The organism is Amycolatopsis anabasis, from assembly GCF_009765355.1.
Classification (GTDB): Bacteria; Actinomycetota; Actinomycetes; order Mycobacteriales; family Pseudonocardiaceae; genus Amycolatopsis; species Amycolatopsis anabasis.
In genome coordinates, this window is sequence record NZ_VTHK01000099.1 from 1 (window position 1) to 19,029 (window position 19,029).

General features: G+C 71.5%; 18 protein-coding genes. 3 read left to right on the top strand and 15 right to left on the bottom strand.

Annotated features, from left to right (window positions below):
- Positions 1–74: 74 nt before the first annotated feature.
- From FXO23_RS48670 to FXO23_RS48685, 4 genes are read right to left on the bottom strand one after another with little or no spacing between them, the layout of a single operon-like run.
- Positions 75–1,100 carry a polyprenyl synthetase family protein gene (locus FXO23_RS48670; protein WP_158895695.1) on the bottom strand — a complete coding sequence of 342 codons (1,026 nt, stop codon included), beginning with the start codon at positions 1,098–1,100 and terminating at the stop codon, positions 75–77.
- Positions 1,100–2,047 (bottom strand): terpene synthase family protein, encoded by a 948-nt coding sequence (locus FXO23_RS48675; RefSeq protein ID WP_158895697.1) that lies wholly within the window; start codon positions 2,045–2,047, stop codon positions 1,100–1,102. The genes FXO23_RS48670 and FXO23_RS48675 overlap by 1 nt, the downstream gene beginning before the upstream one ends.
- On the bottom strand, positions 2,044–2,805 hold the full coding sequence (locus FXO23_RS48680) for a hypothetical protein (protein ID WP_158895699.1): 762 nt from the start codon (positions 2,803–2,805) through the stop codon (positions 2,044–2,046). Before FXO23_RS48680 ends, FXO23_RS48675 begins: the two co-directional genes overlap by 4 nt.
- Positions 2,806–2,822: 17 nt before the next feature.
- Positions 2,823–3,863 (bottom strand): family 2 encapsulin nanocompartment cargo protein polyprenyl transferase, encoded by a 1,041-nt coding sequence (locus FXO23_RS48685; protein ID WP_158895701.1) that lies wholly within the window; start codon positions 3,861–3,863, stop codon positions 2,823–2,825.
- Between the two features lie 220 nt (positions 3,864–4,083).
- Here FXO23_RS48685 and FXO23_RS48690 point away from each other — a divergent pair, with 220 nt between their 5' ends.
- Both FXO23_RS48690 and FXO23_RS48695 read left to right on the top strand, forming a co-directional pair.
- Entirely contained in the window at positions 4,084–5,439 is a 1,356-nt protein-coding gene (locus tag FXO23_RS48690; RefSeq protein ID WP_158895703.1) for a tetratricopeptide repeat protein, read from the top strand.
- A 255-nt stretch (positions 5,440–5,694) separates the two neighbouring features.
- Positions 5,695–7,614 carry a sialidase family protein gene (locus FXO23_RS48695; protein WP_246258575.1) on the top strand — a complete coding sequence of 640 codons (1,920 nt, stop codon included), beginning with the start codon at positions 5,695–5,697 and terminating at the stop codon, positions 7,612–7,614.
- Positions 7,615–7,987: 373 nt separating this feature from the next.
- Here FXO23_RS48695 and FXO23_RS48700 read toward each other — a convergent pair whose 3' ends face one another.
- Entirely contained in the window at positions 7,988–8,890 is a 903-nt protein-coding gene (locus FXO23_RS48700) for a hypothetical protein (RefSeq protein WP_158895705.1), read from the bottom strand.
- Between the two features lie 280 nt (positions 8,891–9,170).
- Positions 9,171–9,917 carry an RNA polymerase sigma factor gene (locus FXO23_RS48705; RefSeq protein WP_158895707.1) on the bottom strand — a complete coding sequence of 249 codons (747 nt, stop codon included), beginning with the start codon at positions 9,915–9,917 and terminating at the stop codon, positions 9,171–9,173.
- Positions 9,918–10,032: 115 nt separating this feature from the next.
- Between FXO23_RS48705 and FXO23_RS48710 the strand changes: the two genes are divergently transcribed.
- On the top strand, positions 10,033–10,827 hold the full coding sequence (locus FXO23_RS48710) for a GGDEF domain-containing protein (RefSeq protein ID WP_246258576.1): 795 nt from the start codon (positions 10,033–10,035) through the stop codon (positions 10,825–10,827).
- A 3-nt stretch (positions 10,828–10,830) separates the two neighbouring features.
- Here the strand turns inward: FXO23_RS48710 and FXO23_RS48715 are convergent, their stop codons facing one another.
- From FXO23_RS48715 to FXO23_RS48755, 9 genes are all read right to left on the bottom strand, one after another.
- Positions 10,831–12,447, bottom strand: coding sequence for a sigma-70 family RNA polymerase sigma factor (locus tag FXO23_RS48715; protein WP_158895709.1), 1,617 nt, complete (start codon positions 12,445–12,447; stop codon positions 10,831–10,833).
- A gap of 181 nt (positions 12,448–12,628) precedes the next feature.
- Complete coding sequence (gene fabG / locus FXO23_RS48720; RefSeq protein WP_158895711.1) at positions 12,629–13,363, bottom strand: 3-oxoacyl-ACP reductase FabG; 735 nt, start codon at positions 13,361–13,363, stop codon at positions 12,629–12,631.
- Positions 13,360–13,818 (bottom strand): 3-hydroxyacyl-ACP dehydratase FabZ family protein, encoded by a 459-nt coding sequence (locus FXO23_RS48725; RefSeq protein WP_158895713.1) that lies wholly within the window; start codon positions 13,816–13,818, stop codon positions 13,360–13,362. Before FXO23_RS48725 ends, fabG begins: the two co-directional genes overlap by 4 nt.
- On the bottom strand, positions 13,815–14,198 hold the full coding sequence (locus FXO23_RS48730; protein ID WP_218952422.1) for an ApeI family dehydratase: 384 nt from the start codon (positions 14,196–14,198) through the stop codon (positions 13,815–13,817). The genes FXO23_RS48725 and FXO23_RS48730 overlap by 4 nt, the downstream gene beginning before the upstream one ends.
- A gap of 8 nt (positions 14,199–14,206) precedes the next feature.
- Positions 14,207–15,256, bottom strand: a complete 1,050-nt coding sequence (locus FXO23_RS48735) for a beta-ketoacyl synthase N-terminal-like domain-containing protein (RefSeq protein WP_158895717.1) — start codon at positions 15,254–15,256, stop codon at positions 14,207–14,209.
- Positions 15,253–16,470: a beta-ketoacyl-[acyl-carrier-protein] synthase family protein gene (locus tag FXO23_RS48740; protein ID WP_158895719.1), complete on the bottom strand. Its 1,218-nt coding sequence runs from the start codon at positions 16,468–16,470 to the stop codon at positions 15,253–15,255. Before FXO23_RS48740 ends, FXO23_RS48735 begins: the two co-directional genes overlap by 4 nt.
- Positions 16,470–16,721 carry an acyl carrier protein gene (locus FXO23_RS48745; RefSeq protein ID WP_158895721.1) on the bottom strand — a complete coding sequence of 84 codons (252 nt, stop codon included), beginning with the start codon at positions 16,719–16,721 and terminating at the stop codon, positions 16,470–16,472. Before FXO23_RS48745 ends, FXO23_RS48740 begins: the two co-directional genes overlap by 1 nt.
- Before the next feature lie 88 nt (positions 16,722–16,809).
- Positions 16,810–18,366: a choice-of-anchor A family protein gene (locus tag FXO23_RS48750; protein WP_246258577.1), complete on the bottom strand. Its 1,557-nt coding sequence runs from the start codon at positions 18,364–18,366 to the stop codon at positions 16,810–16,812.
- Between the two features lie 186 nt (positions 18,367–18,552).
- Positions 18,553–19,029, bottom strand: a 477-nt coding sequence (locus FXO23_RS48755; RefSeq protein ID WP_158895723.1) for an integrase core domain-containing protein, incomplete at its 5' end; no start/stop codon positions are given.

Here is a 19,029-nt window from a genome sequence, read left to right on the forward strand (position 1 = left end):
CACACCCGGTCAACCCCACCCCACCAGCAAAAACCAAGATGAAAAATGCCCATTGGGGGCTTCTCGGTGGGGGATCAGGCGAGGTCGATGACTAACTCGGTGAGGGCGGTGAGGTCGCGGACGGCGTCGGTGGCCAGCGCGGTCGTGCGGAGGTGGTCCAGGGCGCGTTCGGTGTGGCGGCGGGCCTGCCGGATGGCCCAGTTCCGGCCGCCCGCGGCTTCCACTAGTGCGGCGGCGTGCCGGAGTTCGTCGCCGCTGAGCGGGCTGCCGAGCCGGTAGAGCAGCGCGAGTTCCCGTGCCGCCGCGCAGTCGGTGGCCAGCGCGGCGGCGACCGGCAGGGACTTCCGGTGCGCGCCCAGGGCCGAGGGGTGCGGCCCGTCGGCGTCGCCCCAGATCGCCCGCAGATCGTCGGCGAGCTGGCACGCGATGCCCAGGTGGTGGCCGAAACCGCGCAACTGGGCCGCCTGGTACGGGGAGCCGTCCCCGTACCAGGCGCCCAGGCCGCACGCGCATTCCGTCAGCGCGCTCGTCCTTGCCTCGGCCATCGCCAGGCATTCGTGCAGGGTTACATCCAGGTGGCTCTTGAACGCGACATCGGCGTACTCGCCCAGCGCCACCTGGTGGAAGGCGTCCGCGAGCATGCCGATGCCGACCGCCGCGCGTTCCCGGGCGCCCTCGGCCAGCGCCTGCATCGCCAGGCAGCACAGCTCGTCCCCGGCGAGGATCGCCGCCGGGGCGCCGAACGCCGACCACGCGGCAGGCCGGCGCCGCCGCACCGGATCGTCGCCGATGATGTCGTCGTGCAGCAGCGCGGCGTTGTGCAGCAGTTCGACCGCGACCGCGGCCGGGATCGCGTCGGCCGGTTGGCCGCCGACCGCGCGGGCGCTGCCGAGCACCAGCGCCGGCCGGATCGCCCGGCCCGGCCGGTGTTCCGCGGGCTGCCCGTGCGCGTCCCACCAGCCGAAGTGGTACCGGCACACATGCCGCATCGACGGCGACAACCGGTCCACGATGACGCGCAGCGGCGGCTCGACCAGTGCCCGCGTCCACGCGAGCAACTTCGTGCCGCCGAGTGGTTTGTCCCGCACCGACGGCGTCATCACGTGGCTTCCGCGGTCAGCCGGGAGGGCCACGCCACGTGGTGCGTGGTCCGGATCCGGATGGCGGTGCCGTCCAGGTGGTGCAGGTTCGAGCACCGCGGCGCGGCCTGGTTCCACAGGCACAGCCCGGTCAGCATCTGGTGGACGCCGTCGATCCACCAGTCCAGTTCGTACTCGGCGCACGCGCGCACGCGCTGCTCGAGGGTGAGGAACTGCCGCACCAGGATGTCGTGCAACCGGGACAACGCCTCGCAGGCGTCCGCGAGGGACAGCTCGCGTTCGTGGGCCATCGAGAAGACCGCGTTGTGCCAGCCGCGTTCGTGGTCGCGGGTCAGGCCGTGCAGATCGTGGTCGATGATGGCCAGGGTGTGGGTGAGCCGCTGGATCTCCTGGAAATCCGGATGCCAGAGGACCTCGCCCGGCAGTTCGCGACCGTGCGCGAACTCGATGAGATCGGTCCAGGTGTGCACGCCGATCGTGTGGAAGCGCACCGTCAGGTACTCGTGCAGGGTGGACTGATGTCCTTTGCGCGCGACGAGTTCCACCTCGTCCGGAATCCAGGAGCGCCACGAGTCGAAATGCTTGCCGAAGCGGCGGCACCATTCCTCGCTCATCGACGACCGCAGTTCGTGCCCGATCTCCCGCCAGCCGCGCAGCACTCCCTCGTGGCCGTCCTCGTACAGGAACCACAGGCCGAGGAACTTGGCGATGGTGTTCAGGCGCGGCCGCACCGCGCCGGGATAACTCGCCGCGGCCCGGTACCCGTTCCACGCCTTCCGCACCGCCGCCCGGCTTTCCGGTGTGGTGAGCATGCCGAGCCGGTCCAGCCAGGCGGTGACCGTGGCTTCCGGTTCCTGGTACAGCACCGGTCCGGGCAACCGGCTCCACGACCTCGGGTAGGAGATCTTGATGTTCCGGGAGACCACGCTCGCCGTGCTCGTAGTCATGGCCGCCTTCCCTTCGAACGCACCGCGAATCCCGTTCCGCGCGAGGTGACCTGCAGCGGGCCCAGGCCGCCCAGCGCTTCGAGCACTTCGTCCACCTGGGCGCCGGGGGTCGCCGCGCCCGCGGTCAGCCCCACGGTGTCCACTCCGGACAGCCAGCTCGGTCTGATGTCCTCCGGTCCGTTGATCGGGTACGCCGGGGTTCCCCGCCGCCGCGCGGTTTCCACCAGCCGCCGGGAATGCGCGGAGTTCGCCAGCCCGGCCACCAGCACCAGGTCCGAGTCCCGCGGATCCGGCATGTCCACGTGCTCGATGTCGGCCGCGCTGCGCACCAGAACGCGTTCGACGATCTCGAACGCGCGCTCGTTCCCGGCGCACCGCGGCCGGCGCCGGGCGAGCAAGACGGTGCGGGACTGCGCGGCCGACAACCAGTCCGCGAGCGCGATTCCCGCGGCCAGCCTTCCCGATCGGTCGTGCAGTCCCGCGGCGACGCCCAGCCCGGCCTGACCGCCGCAAGCGGTGGGGAGAACGGCGGTGAAGGCCACGGCCGGGCGCGAGCCCAGTTCGGCGGTGTCCAGGTGCAAGGCGCCGCGCGCGGTGGGCACGCCGCGGCGGCGCAGTTCCCCTTCGAGCAACACGGAAGCCGGGCAGGGGATGGTGTCCCGGCCGGGACAGACCAGTTCGTCGGCGATGAGCACGGTTCCGGTGGTGAGGCGGTCGGTGCGCTTGCCGGCGCGGATCGTCGCCACGGTGGCGGTCATCGGGTGCCTCCAGCAGGTCAGTGGTCGCGGCGGACGACGAGGCGGGCCAGCGAGCTCAGCTCGGCCGCGGAGACCGGCAGCGGCCGGGCCGATTCGAGATGGGAGAGCGCGTGCGCGAGCCGGTGTTCGGCGCGGGCCTCGGCCCACGCCCGCCCGCCGGCGGCGTCGATCAGCCCGGCCGCGCGCGCCAGGTCCAGATCGGACAGTGGCTGGGTGCCGTGGTACAGCGCGGCCAGTTCCCGGCCCGCCGGGGTGCCCGAGGTGAGCGCGGCGACCACGGGCAGCGTCTTCTTGCGGTTGCTCAGATCCGAATGGACCGGTTTCCCGGTGACGGCCGGATCTCCCCAGATGCCCAGCACGTCGTCGACGAACTGGAACGCCACCCCGAGGTGCTCCCCGAAGTCGCGCAGGCGTTCGATCTGCTTCACCCCCGCGTCGCCGAACAGGGCGCCGAGGGTGGCCGCACACCCCATCAGCGCGGCGGTTTTGCTCGCGGCCATGTAGACGCATTCGGACAGTCCGACATCGGTGCGTTCCTCGAAGGCGACGTTCGCGCTCTGCCCGTTCACCTGCTCCAGCACCGCGGCGCTGAGCGCGCGAATGGCCGAACCGGAGGCTCGATGTCCGCAGCCGGCGAGCACGTCGAAGGCCAGCGTCAGCAAGGCGTCCCCGGCCAGGATCGCTTCGCTCACGCCGAAGACGCTCCACGCGGTCGGGCGGTGCCGCCGGGTCAGATCGCCGTCCAGCACATCGTCGTGCAGCAGCGAGAAGTTGTGCGCCAGTTCGACCGCGACCGCGGCCGGAACCGCGTCCAAAGCGTTACCACCAACCGCTTCCGTGGTGAGCAGGACGAGCGTGGGGCGAAAAGCCTTGCCCGCCTGCCCGTTTCCGGGTCGGCCCTGTTCGTCCCACCAGCCGAAGTGGTAGCCCGCCACCCTCCGCATCGAGGTGGGCAGCCGGTCCACCGCGGTGTGCAGGGCCGGATCGATCATGCGGCGGCTCCAGGTGAGCAGTTCCCGCGCGGACCTGCCCTGAGCCCTCGTTTCCACGGTCACCACGTGCCTCCGGTCGCGTCCTTCGTAACAACGGGTGTCGCCCGAGATCGGGGAAGGCACCCGTTCGGCTCTGCTCTTGACCGGCGGGCATCCTTCAGTATCAGTTACGCGCCCGAATGGGGTCGCGGGGAAGCCCGCACGCGGCCCGGAGGCGTTAAACGTTCGAGCGTGTCAATTCCGCGGGCAGGTGACCGGAAAGTTATTTCCGGATTCCGGGGAGGTCATGCGAACGCTGCGAGTGCCCAACAACCTGCTCCGCGAGCTGTTGACCGAGGCTGGCTGGACCGGTCAGGCCCTGGCGTCGGCGATCAACGCCCTCGGCGCCGAGACCGGTCTGCGACTGCAGTACCAGCGGGCGTCGGTGACGCAGTGGCTTTCCGGGACCCACCCGAGGCCACCGGTTCCGGAGTTGGTCGCCGAAGCGTTCTCCCGGAAGCTGGGGCGGCCGATCACGGTCGCCGCGACAGGACTGGGCCCGTCGGAGCAGGCCGATCCCGGTCCGTGGTGGGAGGAGGACGCGGTCACCCGATTGGTGGAGTTGTGCGAAGACGGAGTCGCCCGGCGCGAGGTGCTCGCCGGGTGCGTGTACAGCCTGGCCGCGCTTTCGCTGCCCGGCTGGGCCGACCTGATCTCGGCACACCCGAGCCCGCCGCCGGAAGGCAGCGCGGCCGCACGGGTGGGGCAGGCCGAAGCGGATTCGGCGGCGACGATGATCGGCTTGTTCTCCGACACCGACACCGCGTTCGGTGGCGGGCGGGCGCGCCTGGCGCTGGCGACGTACCTGCGGACGACCGTCGCGCCCTGGTTGCGGGCCGACGCGAGTTCCAAGGTGCACCGCGAACTCCTGGTCACCGCCGCCCGGCTCACCTACCTTTGCGGATTCATGTGCTTCGACGACGAACTGCACGGCGCCGCGCAGCGGTACTACCTGACCGGGCTGCAGTTGTCCGGTGAGGCGGGTGACGCCACCGGTTACGCGGTCACCCTGCGTGCGCTGAGCGTGCAGGCCCGGCTGCTGGGGCATCATCGGGAAGCGGTGAACCTGGCCGAATCGGCCGCTCGGGTGACCACGAAGGTGTCCACCGAGACCCGGGCGTTCGTCTACGGTCAGCTCGCCGTCGCGAACGCCGCGAACGGGGACCAGCGGTCCGCGCACGAATGCCTCGGCGCCGCCGAGAAGCAGCTGGAGCGGGTCAGCAGCGCCCGCACCCCGGTCGGGGCCTACCACCCGGCCGCGCTGTCCCACCAGCACGCCGCGATCCGGGCCTGCACGGGCGATCGGCGGGGCGCGATCACGGCGTTGACGACCTCGGTCCGGCATCGGCCGATCGGCGAGCGCCGGTCGCGCGCGATCACCCTCGCCCGGCTCGCCGAACTCCAGCTCGACGACGGCCAGCTGGAACAGGCGTGCGGCACCTGGGAACGCTTCCTCGACGACTACCCGTACCTGTGGTCGCGCCGGGCCGACACCGCCCTGCACACGCTGCGGGCGCGGCTCCGGCCGCATGCGAAAAGCACCTGTGCGCGGTCGCTGCTGACCAAGGCCACCGCCTTGAGCAAGGCTCCCTCAATGGGCTAATCGCCGCCGCCATTCGCGGTGAACGGCCACCTTTCGTGCTTCGACGATTCCCGCCGAACACGAAAGGGAATGGCCACGTCCGCTCGATTCGTCCGAATTGTGATCGCGCTTGTCGTGTTCCCGTTCGGCGCGGACGGATCGGGGTCACCGGGGCGCGAACGGGTGCTCCGGGCCTGAGTTCCTGTCTCGTGATGACAACGAGATGGGCTGAATGCCTGATGCTCAGCGGTGCCGCGGCCCGCCAAGATCGTTCGCGTGAAGCTGAGAATATGCGCACTCCTCGGGGTGCTCGCGATGCTCGTCGGCGCCCCGGCCGCGGCCGCCGATCCCGTTGCGGTCGATTCTTCGCGTGGTGGCTGGGAATCCGCCGGACCGAACAGCGTGGGCGGGTTGCTGGGTGTCTCGGGCACCACGCTTGCGATGGTGCAACCGGCGCCGCCGGTGCTGTGGTTGTCCGACGACCGCGGCGCGTCCTGGACCGCGCGCCGCGCGTTGCCGCAGGACACCGCGGTCAGCGGGTTCTTCGTCGATCCGGCCGATCCGAACCGGATGCTGGTGCTGGTCAACCGGCGGGTGGACGCCGTCCAGTGGCTGGGCGCGCTGCTGGCCACCACCGATCGCGGGCAGAGCTGGGAAACCCGCCGGGAATGGTTTCCCGGCGGGGCGTTCCAGCTCGCCACCGACGGCCGCACGGTGGCCGTGATGAACCTGGACGCGATGAGCGTGAGCACCGACGGCGGGGTGACCTGGCGGGAGGACGTGCCGCGGACGTGGCCCCGCGACGGCATCGCGGCGCCGGTCGGGGACCGGAGGCTGGCACTGGTGGGCCCGGACGCCTATTTCACGACCGTGCATCCGGAGTATTCGCTGTGGGCGGTCCGGGACGTCGCCGGGAAAGCGCCGCGCGCCGAGCGGGTCTACCACCCGGACGGTGACCTCGGTCAGCTCGCCGCGGACGGGCGGCAGCTCGTGGTCACCGCCGGCGCCGAACTGCGGGGCTCGGCCGACGGCGGCCGGACCTGGGCGACGCTGCGCCGGGATCCCGGTGGCGAGCCGTTGCGCGAGCCCGCGTTCGTCGGCGGGCGGCTTTACGCTTCGACCTACCAGCACGTCGACGTCAGCACGGACGGCGGGCGGCAGTGGACGCGCCGCCCGGTGCCCGCGGCCGGGGAGGGCGTGACCGACATCGCGGAATTGCCCGCGGGCGGCGGAAAACCGGCGGCCCCCCTGTTCTCCGCGACCTACCGCGGCGTTTTCGCCGACGCGGGCGCGGCCGGGTACCGGCAACTCGGCGTGCCGGGGGAGACCATGCGGCACCTGGTCGCCGCCGGGTATCCGGGGCGTCAGCGCTTGGTGGCCGCGGGGGTGCAGGAGGTCTTCGACACCGCGTTGCCGCAGGGGCGGATCACGCCGGAAACCCGGGTGTGGCAATGGCACACCGGCGACCGGTTGCACGAGAACGCTTCGCTGTCGGTCGCCCCGTGGCGTCCGGAGGTGGTGTGGCAGGCGACCAAGAACGGGTTCAACACCGACGTGCTGCGCAGCGGGGACAGCGGCCGGACCTGGCAACTGACCGGCAAACCCCTCGAAGGCCAGCCGCGCGCGATCCTGACGCATCCGGCGAACCCCGATCGCCTGCTGGTTTCGGTGTTCACGTTCAGCGGCAACGCGTTGTGGCGCACCGAAGACGCCGGTCGCCACTGGGAGAAGGTGCCCGCCGAGGCGGCATTCTCCACCCTGGCCGGAGATCCGTGGCATGCGGACCGGGTGTGGGCGGGGAACAACGACGGCCTGTGGCGTTCGGACGATGGCGGTCGAACCTGGACCCGGGTTTCCGAGGACGCGGCGAGCACCGTCACGGTGCGCCCGTGGGGCCAGATAGTCGTTGGTGGCAACGGGATTCGGCTCAGCGACGACAACGGCCGGACCTTCCGGCGGGTGCACGAGGGCGGCCGGATCGGCCAGATCGTCGCGCATCCGTGGGACCCGCGGACCTGGTTCGCGGCATCCACTTCCGGGGAAGGCGTGTTGCGTAGCACCGACTTCGGCCGCACCTGGTCGGCGCTACCGGGCGCGCTGCCGGACCCGCGCGTGCTTTCGCTGGCGGTGAGCGGGGACGGCCGGTACCTGTTCGCGGGAACCCTGCAGTCGGGCGTGTACCGGAAGACCTTGTAGGGGGTTGCCGCCGCCCGCCTGACCCGGCCACCAAAAATAGCGGGGGACCTTTACTACCGTTGAACCGTAGTAAAGGTCCCCCGCTCCCGTTGAGCTGGAGCAAAGGTCCCCCGCTATTTTTGCGGCATGAAGGTACCCGAGGCGCCGGGGGAGGCGGTTCCGGGCGCGGCACCCGCAGCCCCGAACGTGGAACTCACGTGCGCGAACGTGGAACTCGCTTGCGCGAACGTGGAACTCGCTTGCCTGAACGTGTAGTTCGCATGCCGGAACGTGGAACTCGCGCCACCGGAACGGGGGACTCGCGCCAAGGGAGTGGGGGATTCGCGGTGAGGTGGGGGCCGGGACGCGGTGGGTGTTGCGTCCCGGCCTTCGGTCAGCCGTTGAGCTGCGCTGCGAAGCGGGGTGTGCTGATCGGGGTGATCACCGGGGTGCCGGCGTTGACTAGGTCGGTGCTCACGCGGCGGTGTGCGACGCTGAGCGGGCCGAGGCCGGAGAGGACTTCGACCATTGCGTTGGTGAGGTGGGGAGAGGACGAGATGGTGACGATTCCGACCGTGGCGGTGGCGATGCCGAGCCATTCCGGTCGGAGTCGTGCCGGGTCGGTGAGTTGCCGCGTACGGCAACCCAGGGGCCGGGCCCAGCCGAGGAGTTCGGCGGTTTCCGGTTCTTCCCGGTCGCCGCAGACCAGCAGCAGGTCGCTGGCGGCGGCTACCGAGCGCAGGGCTTCGCGCCGATCGGACGCGGCATAGCAGAATTCGTCCGGATGCTGCCCGCGTAACCGCGGGAACCGCGAGCGCAGGGCGGCCAGCATCTGGGCGACGTCTTCGATGGGGATTCCCGGCGCCACCACGAACGAGAGTTGGTCCGGAGCGATGTGGTCGAGATCGTCGACCCCCGCCTCCGATTCGAGGAGGACCGCGGCCTCCGGCGCGTGACCGATCAGGTGGTCGGTGACCCGCCCGGCCTGGCCGAGCACCACCACGGAATCGCCGCGGTCGGCGTACTCGCGTACGCGTGACCCGGCACGTGCCACGAGCGGGCAGGTCGCGTCGACCTCCGGTGTCGGGTCGGCGCAGGCCGATCCGGTCGCGGCGATCAGCACCCGGCGCGTGCGCAACACCTTCGACCAGGTTTCGACCGCCTCTTCGGCGAGAGCCATCGACTCGGGATCCTCGGGATGCGCGGCGGCTCCGAAGCCGACGACCGTGCCGTCCACATCCCAATAGGTCACCGCGAACAACACGCCGTTGCCGGGACCTCCGGCGCGGACGGTCACTTCGGACGACCGTACTCGGCCTCCCGAAGCCCGGATCCGTTCCCCCAACAGCGGTGCGGCCGAGCAGCGCACCGGCCCCCGGCGGGGATGAGCGAATCCCGTCGCCACAACCACCTCCCCGGGGGCAACGTCAACGGCGGTCAGCCGCTCACGCTCAACCGATCTGTTCAACACCACTCCTTTACTGTCTGTCAATGATGTGACTGTGCGTGCACAACGTAACCGATACAGAAACGGAGCGAAGACCGGGTCGGGTTCGGGGATTTTCTGTTGTAACCCCCTAACTTTGTGTGGAGATTTCCTGACGATTGATCGCGGCGAGATAATTCCGCCCGCTCGCCCCCAGCACCGCGGGAACCACGGCCTCGCGCAGCTGCGCGCCGAGTTCCAGATCCGCCGCGAGGGCCGCGCAGCCGGCGCACGCGGCGAGATGATCATCCAGCTCAGCGGGCCGCCACCGGGCAGTGGCGTCCACTGTGGACGCTCTGGTGCGGACCCGGGCGGCGAGCGCGCGGACCGCGTCCTGGCAGCCTTCGCCGGCGGTGTCGGCGACCTCCACCGCCAGGCGCGCGTCGCGCAGCCCCTGCCGCGCGTGCCGGAGCAGCACCGGGACGCCGCCGGGCGACAGGCCGAGCAGCGGGGCGACCGAAGCGGGCGGTTGTCCCTCGACCTCGACGTGCCAGAGAACCGCTTGCCAGCGTTCGGGAAGCCGCGCGAACGCGACCGCCAGCCGCGGGGGCGGCGGCCCCGGGTCGAGCGGACCGGCCCGCATGCCGCGCAGGGTCCGCAGCAGGTGCAGCCGCACCGCGGTGATGGGGCAGCCGTCTCCCCGGATGGTGCGGAGGAGATCGGTGAACGCGGCGCGGACCAGCCGCCCGGCCTCGTCCAGGGAGGTGGTGAGGTGCCGGGCGAGCGCGAACGCGGCGAACGCGTGCCGGGCGCACAGCGAACCACCGGCCGACCGGGAGCCTTCGCGCACCGCGTTGACCAGCTCGGCGTCGCTGGGTTCCGCGAACTCCGCCACCATGTCCGGCCTCCTCTCCACCTGGCTGGATGCGCTCGGTGACGAGGTCTTACGCGAAGGAACGTCATAAACCCCGCACCTTCTCGTCGTTAGGGAGTCGAGGAGATGGAGGGAACAGGTGACTCCTGGGGAGGTGTGCCGGCACCGGCCGGCCTGGGGCGACCTCGAAGGACTGCGCGAGCGCTGGCGGGCCGCGAGTCTCGCCGCGGGCTGGCCGTTCCCCAACGACTGGGCCGTGGTGCCGGTCGACGAGGTGTGCGAGGTGGTGCTGCGCGGCGAGGACGTGCTCGCCGCGCTCGCCGGGCTGGGCGCGGCCCGCTCGGACGAGGGCGCCGACCTGTCCGAGACCCTGCTCGACGTGGCGGCGCTGTACTCGGTGAGCACCGACGCGGCGGTCACCCCGGACACCGTTCCGGCCAGCTGGGTCCGCGCGGTCTCCGAGGGCTGGGCGGACGCGGCCGCCGCCCAAGTCGGCCGGGCGAAGGTCGCGGACGGCCTGACCGGCCTGGCCACCACGGCGTACCTGCGCACCCGGCTCGCCGAGGTCTACGAGTCCTGCGCCGCGCAGGGCGCCATCCCCGGCGACCGCTACGCGCTGGTGATCGTGGCCGTGGACTTCGCGGCCGCGCCCGGCTGGGCCAAGCAGGCCGCGATGGTCCTCATTGGACAGACCTTGCCCACCGCGTTCAGCCGCGGGGAGACGCGGGCGCTGCTCAGCCCGTCGACCGCGGCCGTGCTGACCGAACGCGACCAGCTCCTGCCGGCCCGCACCGCGCGCCTGCGCGAACTGGCCACCGACCAGCTCGCCGTTGACCCGATGACCCGCGCGGCCGGTCCGGTGCGGGTCTGGGTGGAACCCCTGCCCGACGACTACGACGCGGCCTGCGGGCTGATCAGCCACCTGGGCCGCTAGGACCTACTGGAACACGCCCAGCGGCACGGTGGCCGTCTGGCTCGCCGTGCCCAGCGTCGCGCGCACGGTCGTGCCGCTGGGCAGCAGCGTGCGGATGAGCCGGAACCGGACCGTGCGCTGCTCGCCGGGCGCGAGCGCGACCGAGCACAGCTGGGACGAGTGGCAGTCCCGCCCGGCGCCGAGCGCGATCGACCAGGCCGGGGGCGCGACGGCGATCGTCGCGGTCCCGGCGCGGTCACCGGTGTTGCGCACGGTCACCTCCAGTTCGACGTGCAGCAGGTACCGCTTCGGCGTGACGGTCAGGGCGACCCGGTCGACGGGCTGGGGCTTCGGCGGGGTGGTGGCCGGCGGAGTGGCCGGGGAGGTCGTGGCGGGCGGGGTGGTCGGCCGCGGGGTGTTCGGCGAACCCGGCGCCGCGGACGGTTCGGCGGCGGTCGAAGCCGGCGTCTCCGGCGCGCCGGGTAGCGGTTGCGGTGCTTCGCCGCCGCCCACCGGCTCGGGGAGGTCCACCGGCACCGGGGCGGATTCGGTCACCGGGATCGGCGGGGCCTCGATCGCGCCGGGTGGCGCGGGTGCGGCGGCCACCGCGGCGGGTGGTTCGGCCGCGGCCACCGAGGCGTCGTGCGGGGTCGCCACCAGACCGATCGTGACGACCGCGGCGAGCGCGGCCGTGGCGCCGACCGCGGCCAGGGTCGACGTGCCGACCAGGCCGCCCCCGCCGGCCGCGCCCGCCGCCCCCGCGTTGCCGTGCACGGTGCTCAGCAGCGCGACCTTGCCCGCCGCCCCGGCGACGCCCGCGGCGCTCGCCTTGGCGCCCGCGGTGGCGAGGTATCCGGCGGCCGCGGTGCCGAGGAACAGCGGCGCGACGAACGCGCGCAGGCTGCGGTTGATGTCCGAGAGGTCCGCGACCAGCGAGCGGCACCGGGCGCAGCGGTCGAGGTGCGCCTCCACCTGGGTGCGCTCGCGCACCCCGAGCCCGCCGCGCACCCAGCCGCCGAGGGCGCCGATCGTGCCCTGGCATTCCCGGGCGACGGTCTCGGCGAGATGCACCTGCAGGTAGGCCTGGCGGAGCCCTTCGCGGGCGCGGTAGGCCAGGGCGGACACCGAGTTCGGGCTCATCCCCAGCATCGGCGCGATCTCGGCCGCGGTCATCGATTCGATCTCGGTGTACCAGAGGACCGTGCGCCAGCGCTCGGGGAGCTGGCCGTACGCCTTCGCGATGAGCGAGCGCTCCATCCCGGCGAGTACCTGATCGTCGGTCTGCTCCTCGTCCTCCCAGTGGCCGAGGTCGTCGACGTAGGTGACCTTGCCCCCGTCGCGGCGGTACCGCTCGTAGGCGACGTTGCGCAGCGTGGTGAGCAGGTAGGTGCGGAAGCAGGTGCGCGGCCCGCCGCCTTTGCGGATCCGGCGCAGGACCCGGGTGAACGCCTCGGCGACGAGATCGTCGTCCTCGTCCCCGGCGCAGCGGGTGAGCTGCCGGGCGAGGTTGTACGCGGCGGCGGAGTGCCGCTGGTAGAGCACGCTGAACGCGTCGGAGGCGCCGGAACGCGCCGCGGAGATCAGGTCCACGTCGCTCGGCCCGGCGCCCTCGGGTCTGCCGTCCGCAGGTCTGTCGACCATTCTCGAGTTTTCGGTCATAGCCCCAATCCCCGCCTCATGTACGCGTACCCGCCCTGCGACTCGTGAATTCGATGAGACGAAACCACCGTCATGACGGCAAAGACACCCCTGCCTGTGTGATCTGCGGCACATGCGGCGGAAACCGGTTTGTCCGTGTCAGTTCGGCGTCACTCCCCGGCTGTCACATGACAATACCGCCGTCGATCTGGAAAACCGATCCACTGATGTAACCGGCGCGATCGGAGGCGAGATAGGCGACCAGGTCGGCCACCTCGCCGGCGCGCCCGAAGCGCCCGAGCGGGATCTTGGCCAGCGCGTTCTCCCGGAACTGCGCGCTGAGCCCGGCGGTCATGTCGGTCTCGATGAATCCGGGCGCCACCACGTTCGCGCGGATGCGGTACCGCCCGACCTCCTTGGCCAGCGCGCGGGTGAATCCGATGATTCCCGCCTTAGACGCGGAATAGTTGGTCTGCGTCGGGCTCCCGTGCACCCCGGCCACCGAGGAGATGTTGAGAATACAACCGCTTTTCCGTTTCATCATCGGAAACGCGACCGCGCGGCACACGTGGTAAACGCCGTCCAAATTCGTGTCGACCACCTGATGCCATTCCTCGTCGGCCATCAGCGCCAGGGGTTTGTCCCGGGTGATTCCGGCCGCGGTGACCGCGAGCCCGAGTTCCCCGAGATCGGCCTCGGTGCGGGTGACCCAGTCGCGCACGGCCGCCGAATCGCAAACGTCGACCCGGGTGCCGAGCACGCGGACCCCGGATTCGCCCGCTTCGAGTTCCAGTTCCCGGGCGGCCTCGGCGTCGGACCGGTAGCAGAACGCGATGTCGTAGCCGTCCTCGGCGAGCCGCAGCACGACGGCCCGCCCGATCCCGCGCGAACCGCCGCTGACCAGTGCGACGCGTGTCATGAGCCTCCTCCCAGCTGATCGCCCGCGCGCAGCGCGAGGACCGCGCGGGACACCGTGCAGACCACGTCCGGGCCGACCGCGCATTCCCCGGCGAAGAGCACCGTGGTGCTCAGCGCCCGGACGATCCGGGCGCGGTGTTCGACGACGTCGCCGGGGAAGACCCCGCGGCGGAACGTCACCTCGGACATCGAGCCGAGCAGCATGATCTGCCCGGCGAGCTTTCCGGGTTCGGCGGCCACCAGCAGCCCGGCCGTTTGCGCCCAGGACTCGAGCAGCAGCGTCTCCGGGTAGCCGAGGGCGTCCCCGGCCGCGGCCCGCGCGTAGCAGGGCTCGTTGCGGGTGACGGCCTTGAGCGCGCGGATCCGCGTTCCCGGCTCGAATTCGGTCACCCGGTCGACGAGCAGCATCGGATACCGGTGCGGCAGCACGAGCCCGGGATCGGGCAGGACGGTCATCCCCGTCCTCCCCCGTGGTAGCGCAACCGGACCGTGGCGGCCTCGGCCCGTTCGGTGCGGGCCCGCGCCGCACACCGCCAGGATTCGCCCTCGCGGTTCCAGGACAGGTCGATGGTCAGCCCGTCGCCCGGGTGCACCGCGCCGACGAACCGGATCGACTCGACCCCGGCCAAGGTCAGGCCCCCGGCGCCCGGCGGCGCGGCGAGCCGCGCGCTGCGGTCCACGCAGTCCACGACGCACAGGCCGGGGAAGATCGGAAAGCCCGGATAGTGCCCGGCGAACACCGGTTCCTCCGCGGCGATCGGGATGCTCGTGGTCGCCAGCCACCCGCCGTCCTCGTCGCCGGAAGGCGGCCGGACCACGCGGACGGTCCCCGTCACCGGGCCGATCACCGGGGCTCGCCGGAGAGCCGCAGCAGCGCGCAGGCCACCGTGCCGTCCCGGTCCACCGAGGTGACCAAGGCGACCCGGCCGGCGCCCGCTTCCAGGCTGAGCACCGCGGCGAGTTGGAACGCCGCCGACGCCGCGCCGGTGTTCCCGAGGAGTTCCCCGCACGGGATCCGGACCGGCGCGTCGAAGAGATCGGCGAGCACCGCGTGTTCGGTCTCCCCGGTGACTCCGGGCAGGCCGCCGGGCGCCACCGCCCAGACGTCCTCCGCGCGCACCCCGGCCTTGGCCAGCGCGGAGCCCGCGCAGGCCGCGAGCGCGGTGCCCAGGTCGCCGTCGGTGTGGACGCGCGATTCCACGGCGAGGACTTCCGCGAGCGGCGGGCGATCACTCCCGCCCGCCGGTTCCACGAGCAGCATGGCGCAGCCCTCGCCGAGCGGTTCGCGGTCGCCGTGGCCGTGGTGTTCCAGCCACGAACGCGCGTGCGAGTACTCCTCGGCCGCGCCGCACAGCACGGTCTCCGCCCGCCCGGAGGCCAGCAGCCGCAATCCGTAGCCCAGGGCGAACAGGCCCGCCGTCTGGCCGGTGGCGATCGTGCTGTTCGGCCCGCGCAACCGGTACCAGATGGCGCACTGCCCGGCCGCGCAGTTCATCACGCCGTTGGCCATCCGCGACGGGTCAACGTCGTAGGGTTTCTTGCCCAGCAACGAAGACCGGGTGAAGTCCATCATGCTCTGCGCGCTGCCGCAGGTGATCCCGAGTACCAGCCCGGTGCTCGGACCGGTTTCCGCGGGCCGCTCCTCGAGCAGCGCGCCGACCGTGCTCACCGCCAGGCCGGTCACCCGGTCCATCGCCCGGGTGCCCTTCTTGCCGAGCACCTCGCGGACCTCGAACCCGGGCACCAGGCAGGCCTGCCGATCGGGCACCTGCCACCGCTGCGTGTCGACCGCGGCCGCGGTCCGCCGCCCGGCGGCCACCCCGGACGCGAAGGCCGCCCGGCCGAGGCCGAACGGCGACACCGCCGACCACGCCGAAATCACCGGGTAACTCATGCGTTCTCCAGGTACTTGCCGAGGATCACGACCGCGTTGTTGCCGCCGAAGGCCAGCCCGTTGTTCTGCACGACCCGCAGCTCGGCGGCGACCGACTCGTTCGGCACGCAGTCGATCTCGCATTCGGGATCGGTCGTGCGGTGGTTGATGGTCGGCGGGATGAACCCGTGCGTGATCGCGAGCGCGCAGCCGATGGCGGCCAGCGCGCTGGCCGCGCCCATGGTGTGGCCGAGCATGGACTTCAGCGACACGGTCCGCGGCGGCTGATCGCCGTAGACCTCGCGGATGGCCCGCGCCTCGGTCACGTCGTTGGCCTTGGTTCCGGTGCCGTGCGCGGAGATCAGGTCGACCTCGCCGGGTTTGACCCCGGCGTTGTCCAGGGCGAGCCGGATGCAGCGCGCCACGCTCGCCTGGTCGGGGGCGACCGGGTGGTGGGCGTCGCAGTTCAGGCCGTACCCGAGCACCTCGGCGTAGATCCGCGCGCCGCGGGCCCGCGCGGAGTCCAGGTTCTCCAGCACCAGCAGCCCGGCGCCCTCGCCGGTCAGGATGCCCTTGCGGTCGGCGTCGAAGGGGCGGCAGTGTTCCGGGGCGATCGTGCCGAGCCGGTAGAACCCGGCGAACGTCTTGCGGCACATCGCGTCCACGCCGCCGCAGAGGGCGTAGTCCACCTCGCCGGACTGGACCGCGTCGAACCCGTTGCCGATCGCGTAGTTCCCGGCGGCGCAGGCCGTCGCGATCGTGGATGCTTCCACATTGGACAGACCGAGTTCCTGGGCGACGGTCACCGAGAGGCGGCCGGTGGGCACCCGCCGGACCAGCGCCGGGTCCATGCCCGCGGGGCCCTCGCGAACTTCCTGCTCCACCAGGCGGTCGAGTTCGTAGGACTCGCCGTCGGTGGTGCCGATGGAGATCAGGCCCCGCTGGGCGCGCAGGTTCTCCTCGTACAGCCCCGCGTCCTCGACCGCCATCCGGGCGGCGGCGACGGAGAACCGCCCGGCGCGCCCGAGCCGGTCCAGGGGCACGTTGCGCACCCACCGTTCCGGCTGGAAGCCGACGACCTCGCAGCCGTTGGTGTGCTCGAAACCCTCGGTGTCGAACACGGTGATCGGCCGGACGCCGCCGCGCCCGGCGCGCAGGCCCGCGGCGAACTCGGTGGCGCCGATGCCGATGCTGGACACCACGCCGAGCCCGGTGAGCACCACCCGGTTGCGCATCACCGGCTCGCGGCGGTGGAAACGACCTCGTACACGCCCCGGAGGTTGACCATCCTGGGCAGTTCGGATTCCTCGATCACCACGTTGAACTCCTTCTCCAGCGCGGCGAGAATCTCGATCGCCAGCAAGGAATCGGCCCCGTGGTCCTCGTTGAACAAACTCGTTTCGGTGACCTCGTCCTCGTCGAGTTCGAGGATGTCGCACACGATGGTCTTGGCCTTCGCGGCACGTTCGTTCACCAGCACTGTCATCTTGTTCTCCCGCTAGGAGGGACGATCGGTGACAGCTAGATACGCGGCGCCCACGGGGATGACGGCATTTCCGTGTGGCGCCGGGAACTCACCCTTGCGGGGGACGTGAACGGCGGAACGCGCTGACCAAAACCAGCAGTCCTCCGGCCACCAGCAGCAGGCCGCCGAGCGCGGTGAAGCCACTCAGATCCGATCCGGTTTTCGCCAGGCCGGGCTGGTGGGGGCCGGTCGGCGAGCCCGGGCCGCCCGCGGCGGGCAGCGGTCCGTCGCCGGTGGACGGCGATCCCCCGCCGGGGTGGGTCGTGGTGGCGCTGGGCGAACTCGACGGGCTCGACGAAGACGCGGTGCTGCTCGACGGGCTCGAAGTGGTGGTGCTCGGCGAACTGGTCGGTGTGGTGGTCGTGGTCGAGCTGGTGGTCGACGACGGCGTGGTGGTGGTCGTGGTCGAACTCGGGGTTGTGGTGGTGGTGCTCGGTGTCGTGGTCGTGGTGGAAGTCGGCGTTGTCGTCGTGGTGGTGGTCGTGGGTGTGGTGGTGGTCGTGGTGGGAGTCGTCGTGGTCGTGGTCGTTGTAGTCGTCGTGGTGGTCGGGTTCGGGGTGCAGCCGGGGAGGTCGCCGTTGAACGGGTAGGCGTGGAACTCCTGACCGCCGCCACCGGTGGCGAGCGAGGTGTGCGTCAGCGCCCCGGTGGTGAAGAACCGGCCGTTCACCCCGGACACGGAGACCGTGGTGGTGCTCGCGGGGTTGCCGACCAGCACGCTGCCCTGGAACTGCGCGCCGCCGGTGAGGGTGACCTTCGAGGCGTCCGGGAAGTTCCACAGCAGCCGGTCGCGCAACGCGTTGATCGGATCCGCGTCCGTGGGGTCGCCGGTGTAGGTGTTGATCGTCCGGTTGGCGCCGAGCAGGTTGACCAGCACGGTGGCCCCGGCGGGAATCCCGGTGAACCGGATGCCCTGCATGCCCCCGGTCGGCCCGGCGAGGTCGAAGTCGACGTTGAACACCTGCAGCATCGCCTTGCCGTCCCCGGTGAACAGCGTCTCGTAGCCCTGGTTCTTCGCGGTGCCGGTGGGGGTGCGGGTCCCGGTGTCGCCCTTGGCGTAGCACTGGCTCGCCGTGCGCAGGCTGTCGGCGAGTCCGGCGTACGGGGCGATCGCGTCCGGATCGGCGACGGTCTTGCCGACGATGGTTCCGCTCGAGGTGCCCGCGTGCCGGACCACCCCGCCCTCGGCCAGCAACCGCTGGTTCGGCGCGACGGTGACGTTCCCGCCGGTGGTGAGGTAGTCCGCGCCGTCCGGCGGCGGTACCCGGGAGCCGACCCCGGCGAGGCCGACGTTGTAGATCGAGGACACCCCGGGATCCTTGGCCTGGTCGAAGCCGCCGAGCACGACGACCCGGCCCTCGGCCTCGGCGGCGCGGCCGCGCACCAGGAAGTCCTTGCCGACGAAGACGTTGATGCCGTTGTCGTGCCCGGCGATCTGGCCGTTGTGCACCGGGGGATAGGGGTTCGGGCAGTCGCCCGGGACGCACGGGCCCAGCCCGCCCGGCAGCGGATCGGCGTTGCCGGGGGCGACGCCGATCACCAGCGCGGTGACACCTGCCAGCGTTGCCGTCGCGGCGAGGGCGGCGATGACCCGGGGACGAAGCACGGCTGACACGTTTCCACGACCCGTACCGGCGTGCATGTCCACAGAGGACAGATCGCCCACCCGGGTGACACCCGGAACCGAGTGCCGGGGTCGTGAGTGGCCAGACCGGTTCCAACCGGTGTCATGTCCCGCGAGATGTGTCAAGGTTTTGTCTTGGGTGTTGTGTCGTGGTGGTGGGTGTTGTGGTTAGGCGGCGGGGGTGAGTTTTCCTTGGTATCGCTTGGTTTCGTTGAGGGTGAGGGTGCCGAGGACCGCGCCGTCGGGGTCGTAGGCGGTGACGTGGCCGCTGTTGCGGAGCAGGGTGATGGTGGTTCCGGCGTGGCGGCGGCCGATGGAGAGGTTGTGGTTGCCGAGGATGGCGGTGCCGTTGCGGGTGACGCGGATGAGGTGGACGGTGGCGTCGTCCTGGCGGGGTAGGTCGCCGGGGCCGCCGTGGGCTGGTGCTTTGTGCCAGAAGGCGGCGGGGGTGGTGTCGAGGCTGCCGTGGCGGCGGCGGGTGTTGTAGTGGGTACGGATCTGATCCAGTCGTTGTTGCAGCTCGGCGATGCTGGCCGCGGGGGTGGGGTGGTGGTGGCCGAGCAGTTTCGCCGCGCTTTGGTGCAGGCGTTCTGAACCGCCCCGGGTCTGATGGAGGCTCCTCGTGTGAGTGAGGATGTGGATCAT